The organism is Lysinibacillus sp. NPDC056232 (assembly GCF_042267565.1).
Classification (GTDB): domain Bacteria; phylum Bacillota; class Bacilli; order Bacillales_A; family Planococcaceae; genus Lysinibacillus.
In genome coordinates this window covers 1-24313 of record NZ_JBHJTF010000048.1, presented here as the reverse complement: position 1 = coordinate 24313, position 24313 = coordinate 1, and the positions used below count along the sequence as shown (strand labels likewise).

23 protein-coding genes are annotated in these 24313 nt (G+C 37.6%); 10 read left to right on the top strand and 13 right to left on the bottom strand.

Translation table 11 applies throughout. From position 1 onward, the window contains the following. The 8 genes from def to ACFCYJ_RS23835 form a co-directional block, all read right to left on the bottom strand. Window positions 1–495, bottom strand: a complete 495-nt coding sequence (gene def / locus ACFCYJ_RS23870; protein WP_376077924.1) for a peptide deformylase — start codon at window positions 493–495, stop codon at window positions 1–3. A gap of 119 nt (window positions 496–614) precedes the next feature. Continuing rightward, window positions 615–800, bottom strand: coding sequence for a hypothetical protein (locus ACFCYJ_RS23865; protein ID WP_376077904.1), 186 nt, complete (start codon window positions 798–800; stop codon window positions 615–617). Next, a complete protein-coding gene (locus ACFCYJ_RS23860) occupies window positions 752–916 on the bottom strand; it encodes a hypothetical protein (protein ID WP_376077902.1) in 165 nt (54 codons plus the stop codon). Before ACFCYJ_RS23860 ends, ACFCYJ_RS23865 begins: the two co-directional genes overlap by 49 nt. Window positions 917–1041: 125 nt before the next feature. Then, window positions 1042–3456, bottom strand: coding sequence for a primosomal protein N' (gene priA / locus ACFCYJ_RS23855; protein ID WP_376077900.1), 2415 nt, complete (start codon window positions 3454–3456; stop codon window positions 1042–1044). Further along, window positions 3453–4463 carry a bifunctional phosphopantothenoylcysteine decarboxylase/phosphopantothenate--cysteine ligase CoaBC gene (gene coaBC / locus ACFCYJ_RS23850; protein ID WP_376077897.1) on the bottom strand — a complete coding sequence of 337 codons (1011 nt, stop codon included), beginning with the start codon at window positions 4461–4463 and terminating at the stop codon, window positions 3453–3455. The genes priA and coaBC overlap by 4 nt, the downstream gene beginning before the upstream one ends. 127 nt (window positions 4464–4590) lie before the next feature. After that, window positions 4591–4818 carry a DNA-directed RNA polymerase subunit omega gene (rpoZ, locus tag ACFCYJ_RS23845; RefSeq protein WP_053483349.1) on the bottom strand — a complete coding sequence of 76 codons (228 nt, stop codon included), beginning with the start codon at window positions 4816–4818 and terminating at the stop codon, window positions 4591–4593. 4 nt (window positions 4819–4822) lie between these two features. After that, window positions 4823–5440, bottom strand: a complete 618-nt coding sequence (gmk, locus tag ACFCYJ_RS23840; protein WP_053483350.1) for a guanylate kinase — start codon at window positions 5438–5440, stop codon at window positions 4823–4825. A gap of 43 nt (window positions 5441–5483) precedes the next feature. Then, window positions 5484–6359: a YicC/YloC family endoribonuclease gene (locus tag ACFCYJ_RS23835; RefSeq protein ID WP_376077893.1), complete on the bottom strand. Its 876-nt coding sequence runs from the start codon at window positions 6357–6359 to the stop codon at window positions 5484–5486. Window positions 6360–6860: 501 nt separating this feature from the next. Between ACFCYJ_RS23835 and ACFCYJ_RS23830 the strand changes: the two genes are divergently transcribed. The 10 genes from ACFCYJ_RS23830 to ACFCYJ_RS23785 all read left to right on the top strand — a co-directional run bounded on the left by ACFCYJ_RS23830 (window position 6861) and on the right by ACFCYJ_RS23785 (window position 18150). Then, the gene (locus tag ACFCYJ_RS23830) at window positions 6861–7046 is read left to right on the top strand and encodes a hypothetical protein (protein WP_376077890.1); all 186 of its coding nucleotides are present in this window, start codon (window positions 6861–6863) and stop codon (window positions 7044–7046) included. A 142-nt stretch (window positions 7047–7188) separates the two neighbouring features. Further along, window positions 7189–7377 (top strand): hypothetical protein, encoded by a 189-nt coding sequence (locus ACFCYJ_RS23825; protein ID WP_376077887.1) that lies wholly within the window; start codon window positions 7189–7191, stop codon window positions 7375–7377. A gap of 71 nt (window positions 7378–7448) precedes the next feature. Beyond that, window positions 7449–9146: an Rqc2 family fibronectin-binding protein gene (locus ACFCYJ_RS23820; protein ID WP_376077885.1), complete on the top strand. Its 1698-nt coding sequence runs from the start codon at window positions 7449–7451 to the stop codon at window positions 9144–9146. Between the two features lie 208 nt (window positions 9147–9354). Then, a complete protein-coding gene (locus ACFCYJ_RS23815) occupies window positions 9355–11040 on the top strand; it encodes a methyl-accepting chemotaxis protein (RefSeq protein WP_376077882.1) in 1686 nt (561 codons plus the stop codon). A 1059-nt stretch (window positions 11041–12099) separates the two neighbouring features. Beyond that, window positions 12100–13752, top strand: coding sequence for a peptide ABC transporter substrate-binding protein (locus ACFCYJ_RS23810; RefSeq protein WP_376077880.1), 1653 nt, complete (start codon window positions 12100–12102; stop codon window positions 13750–13752). A 135-nt stretch (window positions 13753–13887) separates the two neighbouring features. Then, window positions 13888–14817, top strand: coding sequence for an ABC transporter permease (locus ACFCYJ_RS23805; protein WP_376077877.1), 930 nt, complete (start codon window positions 13888–13890; stop codon window positions 14815–14817). Continuing rightward, window positions 14817–15737: an ABC transporter permease gene (locus ACFCYJ_RS23800; RefSeq protein WP_376077874.1), complete on the top strand. Its 921-nt coding sequence runs from the start codon at window positions 14817–14819 to the stop codon at window positions 15735–15737. The genes ACFCYJ_RS23805 and ACFCYJ_RS23800 overlap by 1 nt, the downstream gene beginning before the upstream one ends. Before the next feature lie 14 nt (window positions 15738–15751). Continuing rightward, a complete protein-coding gene (locus tag ACFCYJ_RS23795) occupies window positions 15752–16807 on the top strand; it encodes an ABC transporter ATP-binding protein (RefSeq protein WP_376077871.1) in 1056 nt (351 codons plus the stop codon). Continuing rightward, the gene (locus ACFCYJ_RS23790) at window positions 16800–17726 is read left to right on the top strand and encodes an ABC transporter ATP-binding protein (protein WP_376077868.1); all 927 of its coding nucleotides are present in this window, start codon (window positions 16800–16802) and stop codon (window positions 17724–17726) included. Before ACFCYJ_RS23795 ends, ACFCYJ_RS23790 begins: the two co-directional genes overlap by 8 nt. A gap of 292 nt (window positions 17727–18018) precedes the next feature. Then, window positions 18019–18150 carry a hypothetical protein gene (locus tag ACFCYJ_RS23785; protein WP_376077866.1) on the top strand — a complete coding sequence of 44 codons (132 nt, stop codon included), beginning with the start codon at window positions 18019–18021 and terminating at the stop codon, window positions 18148–18150. 187 nt (window positions 18151–18337) lie between these two features. Here ACFCYJ_RS23785 and ACFCYJ_RS23780 read toward each other — a convergent pair whose 3' ends face one another. Genes ACFCYJ_RS23780 through ACFCYJ_RS23760 form a run of 5 tightly spaced genes read right to left on the bottom strand, consistent with a single transcriptional unit; the run spans window position 18338 to window position 24031 of the window. After that, window positions 18338–20155 (bottom strand): oligopeptide ABC transporter substrate-binding protein, encoded by a 1818-nt coding sequence (locus tag ACFCYJ_RS23780; protein ID WP_376077863.1) that lies wholly within the window; start codon window positions 20153–20155, stop codon window positions 18338–18340. A gap of 15 nt (window positions 20156–20170) precedes the next feature. After that, window positions 20171–21073: an ABC transporter permease gene (locus ACFCYJ_RS23775; protein WP_376077860.1), complete on the bottom strand. Its 903-nt coding sequence runs from the start codon at window positions 21071–21073 to the stop codon at window positions 20171–20173. 36 nt (window positions 21074–21109) lie between these two features. Continuing rightward, window positions 21110–22072 carry an oligopeptide ABC transporter permease gene (gene opp4B / locus ACFCYJ_RS23770; protein ID WP_376077858.1) on the bottom strand — a complete coding sequence of 321 codons (963 nt, stop codon included), beginning with the start codon at window positions 22070–22072 and terminating at the stop codon, window positions 21110–21112. 1 nt (window position 22073) lies between these two features. Continuing rightward, window positions 22074–23021, bottom strand: a complete 948-nt coding sequence (locus ACFCYJ_RS23765) for an ATP-binding cassette domain-containing protein (protein WP_376077855.1) — start codon at window positions 23019–23021, stop codon at window positions 22074–22076. Further along, window positions 23018–24031, bottom strand: a complete 1014-nt coding sequence (locus ACFCYJ_RS23760) for an ABC transporter ATP-binding protein (protein WP_376077852.1) — start codon at window positions 24029–24031, stop codon at window positions 23018–23020. Before ACFCYJ_RS23760 ends, ACFCYJ_RS23765 begins: the two co-directional genes overlap by 4 nt. Between the last annotated feature and the right edge of the window lie 282 nt (window positions 24032–24313).

Genomic DNA, 24313 nt, shown 5'->3' with positions numbered 1-24313 from the left:
TTATTCCTCCTCTTCAGCGTACATTGCTTCAAGCTCTTCTTCAGTTAAAATGCGTTTGATTTTTGAATCAAATAGCACGCCATCTAAATGATCGATTTCATGTAAAATTGCTCGTGCATCAAAGCCTCCCGCTTCTAACTCATATACACGTCCTTCACGGTCACATGCTTCAATTTTCACATAATCAGGTCGTTCAACTTCTCCGTATAATCCCGGGAAGCTTAAGCATCCTTCAATATCTACTTCAGCGCCATCCGTTTTAATAACAGTTGGATTAATCATTTCTAAAACATCTCGTTCTTCGCCAAGCTCGACAATTGCAACACGTAATCCTACATTTATTTGTGGAGCTGCAATACCAACGCCATCGTATTCAACCATTGTGTCATATAAATCATCAAGTAATGTAATAATTTCTTCATTAATTTCTGTTACTTCCACGCACGGTGTTGATAATACCTTCGCTGGATGTTCAACAACTTTTTTAATTGCCATTTTATGTTCCTCATTTCTATATTTAAGGCTTATTACCTTGTCTAATTGTAACTCCATATCATAATGTGGGGTTGATTTCCGTTCCGGCTGGGCGCTTTGTTGCTGACGCTTCGCTTTCGCTACAGAAAACATTTGTTGCTGACGCTTCGCTTTCGCACAGATAAAACATTTGTTGCTGTCGCTTCGCTTTCGCACAGATAAAACATTTGTTGCTGACGCTTCGCTTTCGCTACAGAAAACATTTGTTGCTGTCGCTTCACTTTCGCACAGATAAAACATTTGTTGCTGACGCTTCGCTTTCGCACAGATAAAACATTTGTTGCTGTCGCTTCGCTTTCGCACACAGATAAAACATTTGTTGCTGTCGCTTCGCTTTCGCACACAGATAAAACATTTGTCGCTGACGCTTCGCTTTTCGCACAGAGCAAAGCTTCCTTGGGCGTCCGATGAGCCCCGAGGAGTCGCCCAGTCTCCACTCCAATCAACTTATCCTCATGACATCAGTTTTAGCAAAATGTCATCCCAAACTTTGAGTGATGAACTATTTTATATAGTTGACGGATCTAAATCTACCGTCATTAAAATACCCTGTTTAATCCATTCCGCACGATACATCGCTAAAAGGCGCTGTAATACTGGAATGAGATTTGGTTCAATTTTATATTTTATCAAACATTGATAGCGATATCTATTTTGGAGACGACTAATGCTTGCAGTTGTTGGACCAATAATGGCAACTCGGTCTGATAAATTTTCCTTTAGCCAATCTGCCGCACGTCCAGCATACTCTGCCGCCATCATGACATCCTCATGAGATATTTGAACAAGTGCTACATAATAATACGGTGGATAGCTGGAGCGGCGGCGTAAAAACATTTCACGTTCGTAAAATGGCTCGTAATCTTGTATTTTGGCCAATTCAATTGCATAATGCTCTGGTGTATACGATTGAATAATAACCTCACCATGCTTTTCATGACGTCCAGCCCTACCACTAACCTGCGTTAATAACTGGAATGTACGCTCCGCTGCTCGGTAATCGGGTAGATGCAGAGATGTATCTGCACTAAGTACACCAACAAGCGTAATATTAGGAAAATCAAGACCTTTAGCAATCATTTGCGTACCTAGCAAAATATCTGCCTGTCCTTCCCCAAATGCCTGCAAAATTTCTTCATGTGCACCTTTTTGCTTTGTTGTATCAACATCCATTCGGAGAACCCTTGCCTCAGGAAAAAGCTTGTAAATTTCTTCCTCTACTTTTTGCGTTCCTGTACCAAAATAACGTATATGCTCACTCTGGCATTGTGGGCATATTTGAGGAACACGCTCTTCATAACCGCAATAATGACATTTTAATTTCTCTGTTGTTCGATGATATGTTAACGAGATGTCACAGTTTGGACATTGTACAACTGTTCCACAATCACGACAAAGCACAAAAGAAGAATAGCCACGACGATTCAAAAACATGACCATCTGTTCTTTTTTCTCTAGTCTTACACGTATTGCATCTACAAGCTGCTCGGAAAACATGGAACGATTTCCATTTTGAAGTTCCTCTCGCATATCCGCAATAAAAACGGTCGGTAATGCTTGATGCAAAGCACGTTGTTTTAATGATAGCAAACCATAGACGCCCTTCTTTGCTCTCGCAAATGATTCCAGCGCAGGCGTTGCACTGCCTAATATAACAGGACATTTGTAAAATTCACTTCGCCAAATTGCTACATCTCTAGCGTGATAACGTGGTGAATCTTCTTGCTTGTATGTTGATTCATGCTCTTCATCTAAAATGATAAGACCTATATTTGTAAAAGGTGCGAAAATTGCCGAACGAGCTCCAACAACAACGCTCACCTTTCCTTGTTGAATTTTACGCCATTCATCATACTTTTCACCGACAGATAAGCCACTATGCATGACAGCAACCATCTCACCAAAACGACTACGAAAACGCTCTGTCATTTGTGGTGTTAATGATATTTCAGGTACTAGCATAATGGCTTCCTTACCTTCATCTAACACCTTTTGTATCGCTTGCAAATAAACTTCAGTTTTACCACTTCCCGTGACGCCGTGTAGTAAAAAAGTTTTCGCAGTCTGTTCTTCCATCGATCCAGTAATAGCCTTTAATGCTATGTGCTGCTCATCCGTCAATTGTAAAGATTGAGTACGGGAAACCTCCTTCGTAAAGGGATCTCGATACACCTCTTCTTGTATAAAGTGAGCGGCCCCTTTTTCGATAACTGACTGTAATACCGCGGAAGATGCACCTGTTTCCTCATAGATTTTCTGTGGCAAAAGAACCTCTCCAAGGTGTCTGCCCATCCATTCAATCAGCTGGCGCTGTTTGGCTGCTCTCGCTGCACCTTCCATGGCCTTGTCGATATCTTGCTGATGATCTGAAATTTTGACCATACGTATTTCTTTCACATTCCCTTGCTGCTTCACAACATTTTCAATTTTTACGATTTTATCAGTTATAAGCTGCTTTAATAAAGGAAGGTATTCAGCACGCTCGAATTCTTTGAAATTAACCTGTTGTCGCTTGCCAAAAATAGCTTTAGCCTCATCTGGTAAAACATCTTTCTCCACTTGTAGCGTTATGATTTTTTCATACTTTGCTCGAAGCGCTGAAGGAAGCATAACCTGTAAGGCATCAATTTCATAGCAAATCGTTTCGTTTTTCAGCCATTTAGCCATTAACAGCATTTCTTCGGTTAATACAGGCTCAATATCTAAAATTTGTGCAATAGACTTTAATTTGTTAGACGGTACATCTGTTTCATTTTTTAATCCGACCACAAAGCCGAGAACATTTCTTGGCCCAAACGGTACTTTTACACGACAGCCCATCTCTATAACATGTGCCCATTCTGTAGGAACTTCATAGTCAAATGGACGATCTACATGGTAAGTTGAAACATCCACTATTACCTCTGCAATCAAAAAACTCATTGCTTCTCACCCTGTAATATATATGTCCAAAATGCTTGTGCAAATTGCTTAGCATCTGTCGCATCCCACATTTGACCATTTACTTCTGCCGTGTCACTAAAATCAATCCACTTGTCTGACATGATTGTTACCATTGGCTCACCCATAACCTTTTGCCCAAAAGTTATTGCGGTCATTCCTTCTACGGATAATATCGGTGCTTCTTCAATTGTAGGCGTATTTGCTGCATGGATAAAAAATGCGGATGGATATTGTTTTTTATAATCCTCAAGCTGTTCAAAAAGCTTATACACGCTTGTTTCGTTCTCATCTATTAGGATGACATTTGCTCCAAGTGTTTGTGCCTCTTTTGCTATTGCCTGACCAATTCTACTATTCGACTGTGTACTAATCACATGGTGCTCGTCTAATGGTACATAAAACGCTCCAGCGGTGACCACTACTGTTTTACTAGCTAATGGCTTTGCCTTCTCTGAAAAAAATTCTTGCACGATCGCTGTTATTTTTTCTGGCTCTTCTAGACGTCCTTTACCAACATAGCCACATGCCAAAAACCCTTCTGAAGGCTCAATAAATTGATAGCCATCAGATTGTAACTGAGCCAAATTTCGTTTTACCGCTGGATGGTCATACATATGTACATTCATCGCTGGTGCTAGCCATACAGGGCAAGTTGCTGCAAGCAAGGTCGTCGTTACCATATCGTCCGCAATTCCATTCGCCAGCTTCCCTATAACATTTGCGGTAGCTGGTGCAACTAAAATTAAATCTGCCCAATCTGCCAAATCAATATGGGCAATAACACTTGAATCCTTTTCATCAAAAGTATCGAAAAAAACATCATTTTTGGACATAACTTGAAAGCTCAATGGATTCACAAATTGTCTTGCTGATGCTGTCATGATGACCTTTACATTTGCCCCAGCCTGAGATAGCTTGCTAACTAGAGCGACAGCCTTATAAACCGCTATACCACCTGAAACACAAAGTAAAATATTTTTATTCATGCACAATCGTCCTTTCAAATGATAAGCTCCCAAAGGAAAATTCCTCGGGAGCTCTCGGCATTCTGTATAATCAAAAATCCACTGCAGACTTTAACATTAATTTCGCAAATGCTTATTTACATCAATGTTAGATTTCGTCTTCATACACAGTTGACTCATCCTGTGATACCTTCGTAAGTACACCTGCCGCTACTTCTTCAAGTGCTTTCCCTACGTACTTATGAGAAACATACTTGTGTAAGCGTTCAGTGTCTTGCTCCTCTTGCATTTGACGAGCACGTTTAGATGCTAAACTTACTAATGAGTATTTTGAATCGATTTCTTTTTTTAATGTATCTACTGATGGGTATAACATAGATTTATTCTCCTCTCAACATTGACAAATATCTTTTTTCAACACGTTCTCTACGACAATGCTCGGCTTTAATAATCGCATTTATACGATCACAAGCATTTGTCACTTCATCATTTTCAACTACGTAATCATAAAGGCTCATCATTTCAAGCTCTTCACTTGCAGTTGCTATACGTTTTGCAATAACCTCTGCTGTTTCCGTCCCTCGACCAACTAAACGATCCTTTAATTCCGTTAAGCTTGGTGGGGCTAAGAAAATAAATAATGCATCTGGTGCCTTTTTGCGGATTTGTGCAGCACCTTGCACTTCGATTTCTAAAAACACATCGCGTCCTGCATCAAGTGTTTCATTTACATAGGCTAACGGTGTTCCGTAATAATTACCTACAAATTCAGCATGCTCCAATAAGCCACCCTGTTCAATCAACGTTTCAAATTCTTCACGCGTCTTGAAAAAATAGTCTACACCATCTACTTCACCTTCGCGAGGATTTCGTGTTGTCATCGAGATGGAATACTCATAATTCGTATTCGGCTGAGAAAATAATTCTTTTCGCACTGTCCCTTTACCTACACCAGATGGGCCAGACAGAACAATTAATAATCCACGTTCTTTTATCATTTATTCTCTATATCTCCCTTAATTTATAACAGATACAGGCAAGCTATTCGATATTTTGAACTTGCTCGCGCATCTTTTCTAAAATTGTTTTCGCCTGAACTACCGCAACGGCCGCCTCTGTTGATTGATTTTTTGAACCAATCGTATTGATCTCGCGGTGTATTTCCTGCATTAAAAAGTCTAATTTACGGCCAACCGAAATCGTTTCTTGTAATGTTTCTTCCAGTTGATTAAAGTGACTATCTAATCGGTCCAATTCTTCGGTGATGTCCACACGTTCTGCAAATATCGCTACTTCGGTAAGTAGGCGATCTTCTAGCAAAGCTCCACTCGCCACTTCAGTAACTCGTTCCAATAATCGTGTACGATATTTTTCAACAGCTAGGGAAGCACACGAACGAATGTGGTTCACTTGTTCCATTAACTGTTCTTTATATTGTACAACAACATCATGCAATTCTTGCCCTTCACGCTCACGCATTTGAATTAGCTGTCCCAGTCCTTGTGTAATAGCCTTTTCAACAGCACAAAGTAAATCCTCAGGTGTAAGCTGTGGCTTTTCCTGTACAAGCGCTTGTTCAAGCGATAGTAGCTCTTGCATCGTCCATTTTTCTTCTAGTGGTACTTTACCTGCTAATTGCTCTTTTGCCTTACGATACGCTTCAATTAATGACCAATTAATTTCAATAGATTGCTCGACGTTATCTAAGTCCTTAACATAAACCATCACATCAATTTTGCCACGTGACAAAGCTTTTGAAATTAATTTCTTCGCAAAAATTTCTGCTTCAAGCCATTCTTTCGGGAATTTTGCATTAATTTCTAAAAATCGATGGTTGACCGAGCGCATTTCTACCGTTAATTGAAAGTCTCTTGTTGTTGTGACACCTCTGCCAAAACCAGTCATACTACGCACCAAGGTTCGTCACACCCTTCTTTGCATACTGGGATTATTATAACATAAGCTCTGTCATTTATGACGTAAAAAATTACATAGAGCAAAAGCTAATTCTACCACAATTGAAGCTATATTTTAATATTCACCTAAAAAATGCTATGATAAACATAAGAAAAACTCATCACCAAAAGAAAGAGATGACGTTCGTTATAATTGTATGCCATATCTAGAAGTTTATTGGAGTGGAGACTGGGCGACTTCAAGGTCACAATTGAGACCTTAACGACTCAACAGGCGCCCCAGGAAAGCGCCCAGCTGGAACGGAAATCAACCCCCTATTATGGTGATGCGCAATACAAATGATTTCTAATAAATTGATCCATCATCGGAATTTAGGGATGACATTTTGCTAAAACGTATGTCATGCATATAAGTTGATTGGAGTTGAGGCTGGGCGACTCCTCGGGGATCAGCAATAGAGGAACGAAGGCTAAGAACATCACGTCCTGTGAAAACGCCTTCGTGACCAACATCGGTGCTGCTGCCGCTACGTTAGCACTACACTTTCGCGCAAAAAACATCTGTTGGCCCGAGACCCTGCAGCGAAGCGGCTCATCGGACGCCCCAGGAAGCTTTGCTCTGTGCGAAAGCGAAGCGTCAGCAACAAAGCGCCCAGCCGGAACGGAAATCAACCACACATTATGGTGATGAGCATAAGAAAAGTACATTTGCTAATTTATAGTATAAATCAATAAAAAGATCAGGTGTGTTGAATAGGAAAACATTGTTTTGTTATCGAGCGATTTTTATTGATATTTTGCTTATAGGAGCCCATTTTTAGCAGATTGTAGTGAAGGGCTACTTGACTCCCGCGGGAAAGCGAGACAGACGAGACCCTGCACGAAGCGCAGCGGAGGAAGCAGCTCGACGCTCGCCCGCAGGAAGCCCTGCTCTGCGCGAAAGCGAAGCGTCAGCGACAAAGCAAGTAGCCCGTAACGGAAATCGGCGTCTTCTAACTAATGAAGATAAAAATGGTTAATCAATACACCTGTTAAAATAATAAATACGAAAGTACCAAGGATGCTTATATCGTTGGAAAGAGGAATTCATATGGCATTTGATGGCTTATTTACTTATTCAATGACAGCCGACCTACAACAATTAGTAACAGGTCGGATTACTAAAATACATCAACCAAACGCCCAGGAGGTTGTTCTACATATTCGTGCGAACGGAAGCAATCATAAATTACTTTTTTCGATTCATTCTTCTTACGCACGTGTTCACCTTACTGAGCATTCTATTGACAATCCAGCAGAACCCCCGATGTTTTGTATGCTGTTGAGAAAGCATATAGAGGGTGGTTTTATTTCTTCTATTAAACAGCACGATTTTGATCGCATTATAATAGTAGAAATCGAAAGTAAAAATGAAATTGGCGACCCTATTGTAAGGGAGTTACATGCTGAAATTATGGGCCGTCACAGTAACCTGTTGTTAATAGATAAGGAACAGGGAAAAATAGTCGACAGCTTAAAGCATTTACCACCATTTGTGAATAGTTTCCGTACAGTTTTACCTGGTCAGCCTTATATTGCACCGCCCGCACAGAATAAATGGCACCCCTTAGCAGTAACTGACGAACAGATAACAATGTTTTTCTCAGAACCAAAAACAGCTAAGGAAATTGTTTCGCAATTTACTGGTTTCTCACCTATACATGCTGAGGAATTATTATTCCGATTTACAGACACAGTTGATCGTGTAAATGGCTTTAAAAATTTTATAGCTTCCTTTAATAATGGTGGGGCAAAACCAATGTATGTCATCGCAAATAATAAGACTTACTTTTCGCCAATTGCTCTAACACATTTACAAGGGGATGTAACGCTTTATCCGAATGTCCATGAGCTTCTTGACCGCGTATTCTTTGCCCGAGCTGAGCGTGACCGTGTCAAACAGCAGGCTGGTGATTTGGAACGATGGCTGCAAAATGAAATTGACAAGCTTCTATTAAAAACTAAAAAGTTAAATAAAGACTACGAACGCGCATCTAAGCTAGATCAGTTCCAATTATATGGGGAATTACTGATGGCGAATATTTACGCGTTTGAAAAGGGTGTAAAGGAAGTATCTGTCACTAACTATTATAGTGAAACTGGAGATGAAGAAATCACCATTCCAGTGAGTGAACGTAAAACACCTATTGAAAATGCTCAAAGCTATTTCACAAAATACACAAAAGCAAAAAATGCCCTTATTATGGTTCAAGAACAGTTAAAAAAAACGAAGGAAGAAGTAGCTTATTTTGAAATGCTTGCTCAACAAGTACAACAAGCTGCTCCTGGAGATATAGAAGAAATTCGCGAAGAATTAGCAGAGCAAGGTTATTTGAAATTACGTCATGCAAGAAAAAAGAAAAAACAAACGAAACCAGAGCCTGAACGTTATGTCTCTTCTACAGGTGTACCGATTTCTGTTGGGAAAAATAACAAACAAAATGACATGCTTACATTTAAAATGGCTAAACGTACAGATATCTGGCTGCATACGAAGGATATTCCTGGCTCACATGTTGTCATCCATACAAGCGAACCTGACGAAACAACATTACGAGAAGCCGCAACGCTTGCTGCCTATTTTTCAAAAGCAAGAGACTCTTCCTCTGTTCCAGTAGATTACACAGATATTCGTCAAGTAAAAAAACCAAATGGCGCTAAACCTGGTTTTGTTATTTACTTTGAACAAAAGACTGTATACATCGATCCAGATGAAGCTGTCATTTTACAATTAAAAAAACAGTCTTAAAGGGTTGGAATACGATACGAATTGTATCGTGTTCCTTTTTTATGGAGATAACCACGTAATCTGTACTATACATCTATTGATTATAGTAACACTAAAAAAACTTGTGATTAATCCGAACTGTTTATTTCGTGCGTTATTGACTTCTTCCTTTCTGAATTGCTAAATTTAAGTAAAAAAGCAAATAGCATTTCAGAAAGGACGTATCTTTATGTCTGTAGGCAAAAAATTAAGCTTTGGTTTTTTCACCATCATCCTGACCTTAATTATTTCATTGGTGATTATGTATATTCAATTCTCAAACATTGATAAGAAGGTAGAAAATGCGCTAGAAAATCGTGTAGCTTTAGTAGAATTAGCTCATAATATTCAAACTGAACGAGCAATGCAAGGTCTTTACATTCGGGCAATACTCATCGAAGACACAGCAGCTAATAAAGATAACTTTACAAAGCATGCAAGAATGCTAGACGAGCATATAAAAGAGATGATGGAAAAATCTGATTCATCCGAAATGGAGACTTATGCAAAAGATCTAAATACATATAATGAAGCTTTTAACAAAGCAGCTGAAGAAGCACTAGCACTTCATGATGCCGAAAAATTAGAAAAAGCGATACAAAAAGTTAATGGCGATGTCCAACAAGCAAATACAGATTTGTTAGCAGTATCAGAGAAAATCGTAAGTTATCAAAAAAGACAACTTGATATTGTCACGAAAGAATCTAAACAAGCAGTGTCCAATTCACAAACAATCTCAATCATCGCTATCTTCATTGGTGTAATACTTGGAGTGTCACTGATGTTTTATGTTCAGCGTACAATTTCACGACCTTTAAAATCTGTAGTTATGGCTGCCAATAATATTGCTAATGGCGAATTATATCATCAAGATATTTCCCATCAATCTAAAGATGAAATCGGACAGCTATCTACGGCATTTAACGTAATGAAAAGTAGCTTACGAGGTTTATTAACACATATTCAAGGCAATGCGGAACATTTATCAGCTTCTGCTGAAGAACTATCCGCCTCTATCGAAGAGATTTCTGCTTCTGCTGATGAGATTACTGTACGAATTAACGGGACAGCAAATGCGGCATCTACCGCTACAATTGCTGCTAATGAAAGTGCACATGCAATGGATGAAACAGCCGTAGGTGTACAGCGTATAGCAGAGGCTACTCAACAACTCCACCAAAGCGCAGTGACAACAACTGAATTGGCGAATAACGGTAATAGTACAGTTGATGAAGCGCAACAACAAATGAACGTGATTTATGATTCTACCCAAATGATTAACAATCTCGTTCAAAAATTAAGTAAGCAATCAGAAGAAATAGGCAAAATCACTACAGTCATTACAACCATCACAGATCAAACGAATTTATTAGCGCTAAACGCTGCAATAGAAGCTGCACGTGCAGGTGAACATGGTAAAGGCTTCGCTGTCGTAGCTAACGAAGTTCGTAAGCTAGCCGAAGAATCAAAGCAATCAGCCAATCAAATTATTACCTTAACACAAGAAATCCAAGAAGATACCCAAAATGTAGAAAAAGCTGTCGAAGATGGTCTACAATCTGTTACAGATGGTGTAAAAATCATTGGGGATGCTGGCAACTCTTTTGAAGCAATCGTAAAAGCAATCAATATGATGACAAATCAAATAGAAGACATTTCGGCTACTTCTGAAGAAATATCTGCAAGTGCTGAACAAGTAGCAGCCTCTGTTGCAGAAATTGCTCATGGTGCTTCTTCTAGTGCAGCCAATACACAGATCATTGCCGAAGCTAGTGAAGAGCAAGCGGCGACCGTGCAACAAGTAAATCATGTTGCTACAGATTTAAGTGAGAAATCCTCGGACTTACAGACCCAAATTAATCAATTTAAACTTTAAACATGCAAGCAGAGAATTTCAATTAAAGAAATTCTCTGCTTAATTTATGTTCAGTCATCATTCCTGATAGCAAAAACGTGAGTGCAACAGGGCGACAGTAGTAGAGCCGAACATCATATAGGGACTATAATAATCCTTCGCTCTTACAAAGAAACGTTCACCTTAACTATTGCTACTAACTAAACTACTCTACTGTTTATTTTTAGGAAAACCACCATTTCGAAATTAGAATATGGTAAAATTGACCACATAAGAAAATAAGTAATTTTCTACTCATTAAGTTCTACTTACACATTTTTTAGTAACTATATGTAGAAGCTTTCCACCTTAGCAAGACAAATGAACTTCTCCATAAAACAACATCATAGAAGTATCTAAAATCTGGTATGTTTTTCCATACAGTATAAGCTCAATCATACAAACATATAATTGATTACAAGCAACTCTTTTTTATACATTATTGAGTATTCAAGTAATGTGTAAATTATTTCAAAAAAACATATTCACCTAAAACACCATACATTTATTCTCTAAGTAAGGCACATTTTTTCATGCATATACTCTACTTCTTCTTTTTTCTAGCTTATTCCAGATAATCTTAAATAAATACAAAACAAGTTTCTTATATATCATTAATAGATAAAAATATTCATTCTTTGAGATTATTATTTACAAAAAAACACCTTTCCGAGAATCAAAATTACTCGGTTTTGCGATGATTTTCTACAAATCCACACAAACCACTTATAGCACCAACCCCATGACTTTTGACTCATTTTCAAAATAACAATAATATTATCTAAAGAATATGAATTTTCGGTATAGTAAATCATTTCTCTATTTTTATTTTATTTTTGATATTCAGAACAAATAAACATCAAATTATTATTATGAAAGCGCTCTTATCCTTTAATGTGATGAATAGAAAAAATTTATTATCCTCTTAAATGTCAGATAATACTATATAAATTTGAATCTTTTTTATTTTGTACACAATGATTTTTTGGTATATTAAATAAGAGCTTCAAAAAGGCTTAAAATTGTATAAGGGGGATTCACATGATTAAAAACAAAAAGTTTTTATTATTAACTGTCCTTGCAGTCTTCTCATTAGTATTAGCTGCATGTGGCTTCGGTGGTGATAAGTCTGATAATTCTTCATCTTCAGACGGTAACAAAGATTCTGGCTCAAAAGCTAAAGAGCTTAATGTAACAATCTCTTCAGAACCACCTTCTTTACACCCAGGACTTGCATCGGATACTGATTCTAGTGCAATCTTAACTAACATTTTTGAAGGTCTAGTTGTTGTAGATCAAGAAGGTACTCCTACTCCAGGTATGGCTGAGAAATGGGATATAAGTGATGATAAAAAGACTTATACTTTCCATTTACGTGACGCAAAATGGTCAAATGGTGATTCAGTTGTAGCAGGTGACTTCGAATACGCTTGGAAATGGGCGTTAAATCCAGAAAATCTTTCACAGTATGCTTCTATTTTCTACCCAATTAAAGGGGCTGAAGCATACAACGAAGCAGGCGGTTCTGCTGATGCTGTTGGTGTCAAAGCTGAAGATGACAAAACTTTAGTCGTGACTTTAGAAAACCCAACTCCTTATTTCCTAGAATTAACAGGATTCAAAACTTATTTACCAATTAACCAAAAAGTGACTGAAGCTAATAAAGAATGGTACGCAGACGCAGGTAAAGATTACGTAACAAATGGTCCTTATAAATTAAGCGATTGGAAACATAGCGATTCTATCGTTCTTACAAAAAATGAAGATTATTGGGATGCATCAAATGTTGACGTTACTACTGTCAATGTCGCTATGATTGAAAAAGAGTCAGTTGTTGCTACTAACTTTAAATCTGGCTCGCTTGACTATATCGGTAAACCATTCTCAACAGTAGACCTTAATGCAATTGATGAATTCAAAAAAGATGGTTCTTTAAAAATCAAGGACGAAGCAAGTATTTATTGGTATAAATTCAATACAAAAGATAAAATTATGTCTAATGCAAATATCCGTAAAGCTCTTACTCTAGCAATCGATCGTCAAACATTAATTGATAACGTAACTAAAGGTGAGCAAAAACCGGCTCTAGGTATGGTTCCATTATCAGTTCCTGGATTTGAAGAAGACCGTGGTTACTACAAAGATAATGATGTTGAAGGAGCAAAAGCTGCTCTTGAAGCTGGAATGAAAGAACTTGGTATTAAAGACCCTAAAGATATTAAAGTTAACATTTCATATAACACTTCTGAAGGGCATGCAGCAATCGCTCAATATGTTCAAGAAGAATGGAGTAAAAAACTTGGTATTTCATCTCAGTTAGATAACTCAGAATGGCAAGTTTATTTAGAAAAATTAAAAACTGGTGACTATCAAATCGGTCGTATGGGCTGGGTAGCTGACTATATCGACGCATATACATTCCTTGAAATGTACGATACAGCTAAAAACGGTAACAACCAAACAGGCTGGGAAAATGCTCAATACAAAGATTTATTGAAAAAAGTAGTTGCTGAGGTAGACGAAGCTAAACGTCTTGATTATTTAAAACAAGCAGAAGCAATTGCTATGACAGAATTCCCAGTTGCACCTATTTACTACTACACTCACTTATCTGTAGTTCAAAAAGGTATCGAAAACTTAGATACGAATCCAACTGGTGACATCCACTTTAAAGACGTAAAGATTAAAGATTAAATAATTTGTTAACAATTTCTTTTTAAGCTCTAAGCTGAGAGCTGCCTCGTAGCCCTTGCGGCGCGAGTCAGCTCTTTTTAAAATACGAAAGCACTAATTTGTCAGATAATTGACAAATAGAAGGAGGAGTTTTATGTGATTAAATATATTTTGAAAAGGCTGATGTATATACTTCTCGCGCTTTTCGTCATCGTAACGGCTACGTTTTTCTTATTGCGTCTTGCCCCAGGTAACCCTTTTGCATCTGAGCGTAATTTCCCTCCTCAAATAGAGGAAAAGTTAAACGAAACGTATGGATTAAATAACCCTTGGTATATTCAATACAAAGATTATTTAATCGATGCGGCCACTTTTAATTTCGGTGAATCTATGAAATATAAAGCGCGTTCAACGAATGATATGATTGCAGAGGGCTTCCCTGTATCTTTAACTTTAGGAATTGAAGCAATGCTGCTAGCGATTGGATTTGGTGTATTAATCGGTGTAATTGCTGCGCTTTATCATAATAGGTGGCCAGATTATTTGGCAACGACCTTTGCGGTGCTCGGAATTTCCGTTCCATCCTTTATATTAGCTGGACTCATGCAGTATTTCATTGGATACAAACTTCAGTTATTCCCGATTAGTGGATGGAAAGGCTTTAGTTATAGTATATTGCCAGCCTTCGCTATTGCATTAACGCATATGGGCTTTATTGCTAAATTGACACGTTCAAGTATGCTTGAACAAAATAATAGTGATTATGTAAAAATGGCTCGTGCAAAAGGTTTAGGCAAATGGACGGTCGTCTTCCGCCATACTTTACGTAACGCCCTTTTACCAGTCGTTACTTATTTAGGTCCATTAACTGCTGCTGTTGTTACAGGTAGCTTCATTGTAGAGCAAATTTTTGCGATACCTGGATTAGGTAAACACTTTGTGCAAAGTATTACGAACCGTGATTATACAGTTATTATGGGGACAACTGTGTTCTACTCAATCATTCTTTTATTTGCGGTCTTCATCGTAGATATTTTATATAGCGTGATTGATCCGCGAATTAGACTGAAAGGAGCGAAAAAGTAATGACACAGCAACAAATCGAAAAAGATAAGTTTAAAATTGTTGGCGGAAATCATGAAGCAACTGAAAAATTAGCTGATAAATCTGTCTCCTTTTGGAAGGAAGTATTTATTCGTTTTTCACATAATAAAATGGCGATTTTCGGTTTAATAGCTTTAATAATTATTTTTTTAATGGCTATGTTCGTGCCGATGTTGTCACAATACCACTATAAAGAGCAATTAGGTGTTTTTAATGCCCCACCATCATCAGAATTTTGGTTCGGTACAGATGATTTAGGTCGAGATGTTTTCGTTCGAGTATGGGCTGGCGCTCGTATTTCTTTATTCATCGGGTTTGCTGCTGCAATTATTGACTTGATCATTGGTGTATTATGGGGAAGTATTTCTGGTTTAGCAGGTGGTCGTGTTGACAATATTATGATGCGTATTGCCGATGTTTTAACAGCTGTTCCTTACCTTTTAGTTGTTATCGTACTTTTAGTAGTATTACAACAAGGTATTCTACCAATGATTATCGCTTTGTCCATTACAGGTTGGATTAATATGGCCCGTATTGTTCGCGGTGAAGTATTATCTATTAAAAATCAAGAATATGTTTTGGCTGCACGTACTTTAGGTGCAAGAACAGGACATTTAATACTAAAACATTTAGTGCCAAATGCACTTGGTGCAATTTTAGTAACTATGACTTTAACAGTGCCATCTGCTATTTTTACAGAGTCTTTCCTTAGTTATCTAGGTCTTGGGGTTCCTGCTCCACAAGCCTCTTGGGGAACAATGGCTTCTGATGGAAATGGCGCGATTACAAATGCGCCTTGGCGTTTAATATTCCCTGCATTGTTCATTTCACTAACAATCTTTGCGTTTAACGCAGTTGGTGACGGCTTACGTGATGCATTAGATCCAAAACTACGTAAATAAGGAGGTGGCCGAAAATGAGTAAAATAATTCTAGAAGTAAAAGATTTAAAAATAAACTTTAAAACGTATGCAGGGCTTGTTCGTGCTGTTCGTGGTGTAAACTTTGACTTAAAAGAAGGCGAAACACTCGCGATCGTTGGTGAATCCGGTTCTGGTAAGAGTGTTACGAGTAACGCATTAATGAAACTAATTCCACAGCCACCTGGTATTTATGAGTCAGGACAAATTTTATTTAATGGCCGTGATTTAGTGCCTTTAAGTGATAAAGAAATGTCAAAAGTACGCGGAAATGAAATTGCAATGATTTTCCAAGATCCAATGACAAGCTTAAACCCGACGATGAAGGTCGGACGTCAAATAACTGAAGTTATTTTACAACATAAAAAAGTATCAAGAGCTGATGCTAAAGAACGTGCAATCGAACTTTTAACGCAGGTAGGTATCCCCTTCCCTGAAAAACGTTATAACCAATATCCGCATGAGTTTTCAGGCGGTATGCGTCAACGTGTTGTTATTGCCATCGCACTGGCGGCTGATCCAAAGCTTCTAATTGCCGATGAACCAACAACAGCATTAGACGTTACTATTCAAGCGCAAATATTAGAGCTCATGAAAGAAATCCAAAAAAATTCGAAAACATCTATCATTTTCATTACCCACGATTTAGGTGTCGTTGCAAACGTAGCCGATCGAGTTGCAGTTATGTATGCAGGTCAAATCGTTGAATATGGTACTGTTAATGATATTTTCTATAATCCTAAGCATCCTTATACATGGGGTCTGCTTGGTTCAATGCCAGACTTAGATAACGATAATGATGAGCTATTACGCACAATTCCTGGTTCACCACCAGATCTTACGAACCCTCCAAAGGGCGATGCGTTTGCCGCTCGTAATGAATTTGCAATGGCTATTGACTATGAGCAAGAGCCACCGATGTTCCAAGTAAGTGAAACACACTTTGCTAAAACTTGGTTGCTGCATCCTGATGCGCCAAAAATTCCGCTTCCAGATGCGGTTGCTAAACGTATTGAAGGATATTTAGCAAAGGAGGCACAATCAAATGACTAAATCGGGTGCAAAAAAAATTCTTGAAATAAAAAATTTAAAGCAGCATTTCGGTTCAGCAGGTAACCCTATTAAAGCTGTCGATGGTATTAGCTTCGATGTATACGAAGGTGAGACGCTTGGTCTTGTTGGAGAATCCGGCTGTGGTAAATCGACAACTGGTCGTTCCATTATCCGCCTGTACGACATTACAGATGGTGAAATTATTTTCGATGGTGAGAACGTCCAAGGGAAAAAATCTAAAAATGATTTAAAGAAATTTAATCGTGAAATGCAAATGATTTTCCAAGATCCATACGCTTCATTAAACCCTCGTATGACAGCTGGAGAAATCATTAGTGAAGGACTTACTATTCACGGTCTTTACAAGGATAAAAAAGAGCGTCGTGAAAAAGTTAATCAACTACTAGAGGCTGTTGGTTTAAACAAAGAGCACGCAAACCGTTATGCACACGAATTCTCTGGTGGTCAACGTCAACGTATTGGGATCGCTCGTGCACTAAGCTTAGATCCGAAGTTTATTATCGCCGATGAACCGATTTCTGCACTTGACGTATCGATTCAAGCGCAAGTTGTTAACTTATTAAAACAACTGCAAAAAGAACGCGGCCTAACATATCTTTTCATTGCCCATGACTTATCTATGGTGAAGTATATCAGTGACCGTATCGCTGTTATGTACCGTGGTAAAATTATGGAAATCGGTAAAGCAGATGATATTTATAATCACCCTGTTCATCCGTATACAAAATCATTATTATCAGCAATTCCACTACCTGACCCAATATCAGAAAAAAGCCGACAACGTATTCCGTACAAGCATACGGAGGTTGACGATAGCGCAACATACCACGAAGTTGGCGATCAGCATTACGTTTATGGTACTGCCGATCTTGTAAAAACTTGGGTTGCTAATCGATAATAACCTTAACTCCTATCAACAGTAGTATAAACACTGTGATGGGAGTTTTTTTATTGCCCTAATACTTAAAAACTTACGTCAAATAGTAGTATTTTATTAAGCTTTTAGCATACTAAAAAGCTTGGACATATAACTTCTAACTCTATTATGAACCAGTTTTCATTGTTCTTTTCATTCATATGTTTCGCAATTCAGAAATATAAAAATTTACAGTTTATTATTTAAAAACATATTCCTCTTTTACCGTTAATATACTATAATGTAAATATTAAATATAAAGGAGAGATTAAATATGAAAAAGAGTATTAAGCTTATCATTTCTACTTTATGTCTCACTGCATTTTTAATTAGTGTCAGCACAGTATCTGCTTCTGCATACCCAGGTCCATGTCATAGTCCAAAGCCATGTGTTATACAGTCATAAATCCACTTCTTCTAGTGTAATTCGAGACTTGCAACTTATAGATACGTACATGCTATGTCTCACTTTTAATTTCACCCATTGGAGATTTTCCAACGGGTGTTTTTTATTATTAAACTAAATTGATAACTATTCAGTGATGAAAAACAGTCTTTCTATGTTGAAGAAAGACTGTTTTTCAATGATTAGCTTATTTTACTGGAGCATCTGCTGTTAATTCAATAGTTTGAAGTTCTGATTTTGTTTCATTTGCATAATCAATATTGTAATTTTTCACGCGTTTGTTTACTGGAACAAGCTCCGTACGGAAGTACATTGGCATTGTTGTTGCTGTTTTGCTCATATATTCTTGCCATGTACGGAATGCTTTTGAACGGATTTTTGGATCCATTGCATCTTCCGAATCAATATTTTCTAACATTTCTGTTAAATCAGCAGAAACGAAACGACTCATGTTAAATTCTGCATCCTCACCATATAAACCTGACGGAGATGGGTTCGTACCTGTTTTCCATGCAGCCATATACATATCGATTTCTGGATCATCAGCCTCAACTTTATCATAGAAGCTGTTGAATTCAATTAAACGACCAGTAGTCAGTTCAACATTTAACCCAACATCCTTCCAATTTTGGAGATAGTATTGAGCAATCGCTTCATCTGTGTCTGAACCAGACATTGCTGCTAAACGAATAGTGAATTTCTTACCGTCTTTATCTTCACGGATTCCGTCTCCATCTACATCTTTATATCCCGCTTTATCTAGTAATTCTTTAGCTTTTTCAGGATCATAGTGATAGCCCTCTAACGTACCATCATAGTAAGATGCAAACACTGGTGGAATTAATGAGTTGGCTCTTACACGTAGACCTTGATAGAATCTTTCTCCAACAGATTCAATATCCATCGCATAGCCAACCGCTTGACGTAAATTTACATCATTCATTTTTGACTTCTCATCAAAAATATTTTTACGATTTGCTTTATCATATTTCCCTACTTTAAACCCTAAATAAGAGTATGACATCTCTGGACGACTTACAATTGCTATATTTGATAGATCCTTTATGCTATCATATTGATTTGTTGGGTAATGATCTGCAATATCATATTTCCCAGTTTTCAATGCTTCACCGATTGAACTTGAAGGAACAACTTCAATCACCACTTTATCTAACTTTGGCTTGCCTTTAAAATAATGTTCATTCGCTACAAGCTGAACAGACTCTCCATTTACAATTTTATCAATTTTAAATGCGCCAAGTGTTACAGGATTTTTACGAACTGCATCTGAGGCAATTAGGGCATCTTTAACAGGGATTGACTCTAGCTGATGCTTCGGTGCTGCATACCCCCATAACCCATCCCCAACTGAATAAATAGCTGGTGATACTTTCTTGAACGTAATTTCAATTGATTTTTCGTCGATTTTTTTAATACCGGAAATTGTCTTTGCTTTTCCATCATGATATTCTTGTGCACCAACAATATTTTGGAAGTCACCATCGTAGCGTTTTCCGTCGTAATCAGGATGGCCAATAATTTCGTATGGATAAATTAAGTCCTCAGCTATCAAAGGTTTACCATCAGACCACTTAACGTCTCCTTGAATGGTAATCTTCGCCTTCTTATTGTCCTTATCAACTTCTAATTTTGCAATACCTGTATCTTTTATTAGGAAATCCCCATCCAATTCAAAAATTTCATTTTTTGCGTAATCCATGATTGAACTATCGTAAGCATCATCGGATAATTCCGGAATGAAAACACCTTTAAAAGGAGTGTCTGTTACAAGCGCTACCTTTAACGTACCGCCCTTAATAACATCGCCTTCATTTGTTACTTCCATGGGATACGCAGTTGTATCCTCTTTATTAGTTTCTGTTTCTGTCGGTTTGTCTTTGTTGCCATCCCCCGTTTTAGCTGCCTCTTTACCCTCGTTATTGCAAGCTGCCAATACAAACATCACTGCAAAAATAACGGATAGTAATAACCAATTTTTTTTCATCGTACATCCTCCCCTTCATCCAATTCTTTGTTTTGCGTCAGCTGCACGACGAAGTGCTTGACCGACGTAATTTATACCAAGCATCAAAATTAGAATTAATATTGATGCGGGCAACCATACCCACCATTTTTCTGATAAAACGATCGGATTTCTCGCATAGTTAACAAGAGTTCCTAAACTCGGAGTCGATGGCGGCAAACCAAAGCCTAAGAAGGACAATCCTGTTTCGATCCCAACGTTACCAGCAAAGTTCAACGTTAGTTCAACGATTAAAATAGAACTTAAATTTGGTAAAATGCCTTTAATCATAATAGTGAAATCACTTGTCCCCATTGTTTTAGAAGCACTTACATAATCCCTCCGCCCCTCCGATAGTGCTTTACTTCGGACTAAACGTGCGGTGCTCATCCATTGAAATAAGCTTATGATCAAAATCAATTCAAGAACACCATATTTTGGAATTATAGTTACGAAAACAATGATCACCATTAGATTAGGTAATGTCATAAAGAATTCAGTAATTCGCATAAACAAATTATCAATAAATCCACCGTAATAACCCATGATAATACCAAGACCTATCCCTGCAACACTAGTAATGACCGTAATTGCTAATGCTATTAAAATAGAATTTTTTGCCCCTATTACTAGCTGCCCCAGCATATCACGACCTGCTTCATCTGTTCCAAGTGTATAACCGTTTACACCAGGTTCCGTGTAGCGCTCCAACAGGTTAATTTTTAAAATTTCTTCTTGATTTAAAAGCATGGCAGCGACTAAAAATCCAATGATAATAAAAGTTATCCCGAAAAAGGATATCATTGCTAATTTATCTTTTTTAAACTCTCGTAAAACGACTTGTATCCCCGTCGGTGGAGAGTTATCAAATTTGACCATTTCGTTATTTTGTTGTTCCATTTGAATTCACCCTCTCCTTAAACATTATTTTAGTCGTTAGTCTATGCGGATACGTGGATCAACAATGCTCATTATAATATCAGACAGTAGACTACCTAATAATGTTAAGAAGCCATAAAGCATAACTAGTGCCGTAATAACACTATAATCTCGACTCATGATCGAATTGATAAACAACTGACCCATTCCTGGGAAACCAAAAATTGTTTCAATGAAAATAGAGCCAGCTAATAAACCTGTTATTGTAAACCCTAAAAAAGCTGCGATTGGTAGTAAGGAATTACGGAAAATATGTCTAGTGTAGACTTTTCGCATTGGGATCCCTTTACTTCGAGCTGTTTTCACATAATCCTGTGTTTTTGCATCTATTATTTCCGAGCGTAAATATTGAATAGTGGCTGTTGTACCTAAAATAGCATACGAAATAGCAGGGAGTAGTAAATGGTAGATTTTATTCCAATAATATGCCATTGTACCGGAATCAAGTCCTACATCCACTGTTCCGCTAGTTGGGAACCACATGAGTCTATAACCGAATATATATACGAAAATGAGTGATAATACGAAAGTTGGTATGGCGTAACTTATAAAACTATACAGGGTGATAGATTTATCTAAAAATGATTCTTGATAACGACCTGCCAACACCCCTAATGGAATCGCAATCAAATATATAAAGATTGCACTGAGTAATGAAAGCCAGAATGTATTTAATCCGCGCTCACCAATAAGTGTGGACACTGCAATTTTATATGTATAGCTTCGTCCGAAATCACCTTGAAAAGCGTTTGTAATCCAGTGGTAATATTGAACATACCAAGGGTCATAAAAACCTGCTTGTATACGAAGTTCCTCAATCCTTGCAGGGTCTGTCTCTGGTGTAATAAGCCCTGTAAATGGATCTCCTGGCATTTGTTTTGCCAATATGAAGATAAAAAGACTTAATACAAACAACTGAGGAATCATCAGTAATATACGTCTAACAATTGTTTTCCACATTTTATATACCCTCCCGTTCAATGTCAGACATCGCTACTTTATGCGTGTCCGAAATAGATTTTAATGGGTATACTTTGCCATGCTCGTCATAATATTTATGCTGTTCTTGTTGATAATTGGCCTCGACATTTTGACGTATTACTTTACGCTCTAAACGTGTTTCTGGCTCAATATTAGGAATAGCTGATAACAGGCGCTTTGTATAAATATGTTGTGGACTCGTGTATATATCATTTCGAGTGCCTGTTTCCACAAAGCGTCCTTTATACATGATAGCTATGTGATCACACATATGCTTCACAACACCTAGGTCATGCGAAATAAATAAATAACTTAGTCCAAATTCACTCTGAATGTCTTTCATAAAATTCAGCACTTGAGCTTGTACAGATAAATCTAGTGCAGAGACCGGTTCATCAGCAATAATCATTTTCGGATTACAAGCAACTGCACGGGCAATCCCAAGACGTTGCTTTTGACCACCTGAAAATTCATGTGGATACTTTAACAATACATCTTCAGACATACCTACTATCGCTAGTAACTCTTTAATGCGCTTACGTTCCTCTTGATCACTAAGCTTCATAAAATTTCGAATAGGCTCTGCTAAAATGTCTAATACACGTTTTCTAGGATTCATACTTGAATGAGAATCTTGGAAAATCATTTGAATATCTTTGTTATAGGCTGAATCACGATTTCTGCGCTGGTTAGTAACATTCTCACCTTCATAGAAAATTTGACCCGAGGTGATCTTCTCTAGACCTATAATGGCCTTCCCTGTTGTCGATTTTCCAGAACCTGATTCTCCTACTAAACCGTATGTTTTCCCTTTTTCAAATTCCATTGTAACGCCATCAACCGCATATACCTTATCGACTACTGTATTAAAAAAGCCCCCTCGAATTGGGTAATGAACATTTAAATCACTAATTTGCATAAAGCTCATACAGTCCCGCCTCCTTCTCCACCCTCTAATTGAAAGTGTTTCCAGCAGGTACATCTAACAAAATGTCCTGGTGCAATTTCATGTAATTGTGGTTTTCTTTCGTGTGCAGATGCATCAATCCACGGTATTCGCGCTGAAAATCGGCAACCTTCCCGTGGTAAATTCACCAGTGATGGTACCATACCTTGAATAACTTCAAGTCTTTCATTTTCACTATGTGTTTGTGGAATAGAATTCAATAACGAACGAGTGTAAGGATGTTTAGCGTTCGTAAATAATTCTTGAACAGGTGCTTCTTCTACTACTTCACCTGCATACATTACTGCAACTCGATCAGCTATTTCTGCCACAACCCCTAAATCATGGGTAATTAAGATAATACCTGTTTCAGTTTCTGACTGTAATGCTTTTAGTAGGTCAAGTATTTGAGCTTGGATCGTTACATCTAAAGCTGTTGTCGGCTCATCCGCAATTAAAATGGAAGGTTTACACGACAGCGCAATAGCAATCACGACACGCTGCCTCATCCCCCCGGACAATTGATGAGGGAATTGTCTGGCCACACGCTCTGGTTTAGCGATGCCTACTTGATTCAATAATTCTAGTACTCTCTCCCCGCGTTGTTGTTTTGAGAGCTTTGTATGATACATTAGCCCCTCTGCAATTTGTTCCCCAATCCGCATTAAAGGATTAAGGGCTGAAAGGGGATCCTGAAAAATAAAACCAATATCATTACCACGCAAACTATTAAATTGTTCGTCATTAAGGCTCGTTAAATTTTGATTATTATAAAGAATTTCACCTTTAACTTTTGTATTTACAGGATTGTACAAGCCTACAACGGTAGTAGCTAATGTACTTTTACCACAACCCGATTCCCCAACGATTGCTAATACTTCATTCTTTTTAAGCGAAAGCGAGACATCATCTACAGCAGCGTGGTAAGTTTCTTTAATACGGAAACTTGTAGTGAGATTTCTAATTGTTAATAGGTCATTTGCTGTATTCAAACAATCTCCTCCCTCCTATATTCAATATTCTGAAAAATGATTATGTTTCGCTTTAAAATTTATTTCAGAATTATATTTTAATGAAAGATTTATTTACACCTCCAATAATATTTATGAACACCTTTACTATTTTTTACATTTCCATACAATCAAAACCATGATTGAATTGTCTGAAAATTAACTGTGATATTATTTTATCTGGAAATAATACATTAAATCAAGTGTATTTTTCGAAATATTATAAAGATACAAACAATTCAACCCCATACATCTTTACAAAAC

Bases quoted from the DNA above. Each gene is read 5' to 3' on its own strand.
- opp4B (WP_376077858.1), bottom strand. From the start codon at position 22,072: ATGTGGAAAACAATTGTTAGACGTATATTACTGATGATTCCTCAGTTG.
- ACFCYJ_RS23800 (WP_376077874.1), top strand. From the start codon at position 14,817: ATGACACAGCAACAAATCGAAAAAGATAAGTTTAAAATTGTTGGCGGA.
- ACFCYJ_RS23775 (WP_376077860.1), bottom strand. From the start codon at position 21,073: ATGGAACAACAAAATAACGAAATGGTCAAATTTGATAACTCTCCACCG.
- ACFCYJ_RS23820 (WP_376077885.1), top strand. From the start codon at position 7,449: ATGGCATTTGATGGCTTATTTACTTATTCAATGACAGCCGACCTACAA.
- ACFCYJ_RS23790 (WP_376077868.1), top strand. From the start codon at position 16,800: ATGACTAAATCGGGTGCAAAAAAAATTCTTGAAATAAAAAATTTAAAG.
- gmk (WP_053483350.1), bottom strand. From the start codon at position 5,440: ATGATAAAAGAACGTGGATTATTAATTGTTCTGTCTGGCCCATCTGGT.
- rpoZ (WP_053483349.1), bottom strand. From the start codon at position 4,818: ATGTTATACCCATCAGTAGATACATTAAAAAAAGAAATCGATTCAAAA.
- ACFCYJ_RS23795 (WP_376077871.1), top strand. From the start codon at position 15,752: ATGAGTAAAATAATTCTAGAAGTAAAAGATTTAAAAATAAACTTTAAA.
- coaBC (WP_376077897.1), bottom strand. From the start codon at position 4,463: ATGAATAAAAATATTTTACTTTGTGTTTCAGGTGGTATAGCGGTTTAT.
- ACFCYJ_RS23780 (WP_376077863.1), bottom strand. From the start codon at position 20,155: ATGAAAAAAAATTGGTTATTACTATCCGTTATTTTTGCAGTGATGTTT.
- ACFCYJ_RS23815 (WP_376077882.1), top strand. From the start codon at position 9,355: ATGTCTGTAGGCAAAAAATTAAGCTTTGGTTTTTTCACCATCATCCTG.
- priA (WP_376077900.1), bottom strand. From the start codon at position 3,456: ATGAGTTTTTTGATTGCAGAGGTAATAGTGGATGTTTCAACTTACCAT.
- ACFCYJ_RS23785 (WP_376077866.1), top strand. From the start codon at position 18,019: ATGAAAAAGAGTATTAAGCTTATCATTTCTACTTTATGTCTCACTGCA.
- ACFCYJ_RS23810 (WP_376077880.1), top strand. From the start codon at position 12,100: ATGATTAAAAACAAAAAGTTTTTATTATTAACTGTCCTTGCAGTCTTC.
- ACFCYJ_RS23765 (WP_376077855.1), bottom strand. From the start codon at position 23,021: ATGAGCTTTATGCAAATTAGTGATTTAAATGTTCATTACCCAATTCGA.
- def (WP_376077924.1), bottom strand. From the start codon at position 495: ATGGCAATTAAAAAAGTTGTTGAACATCCAGCGAAGGTATTATCAACA.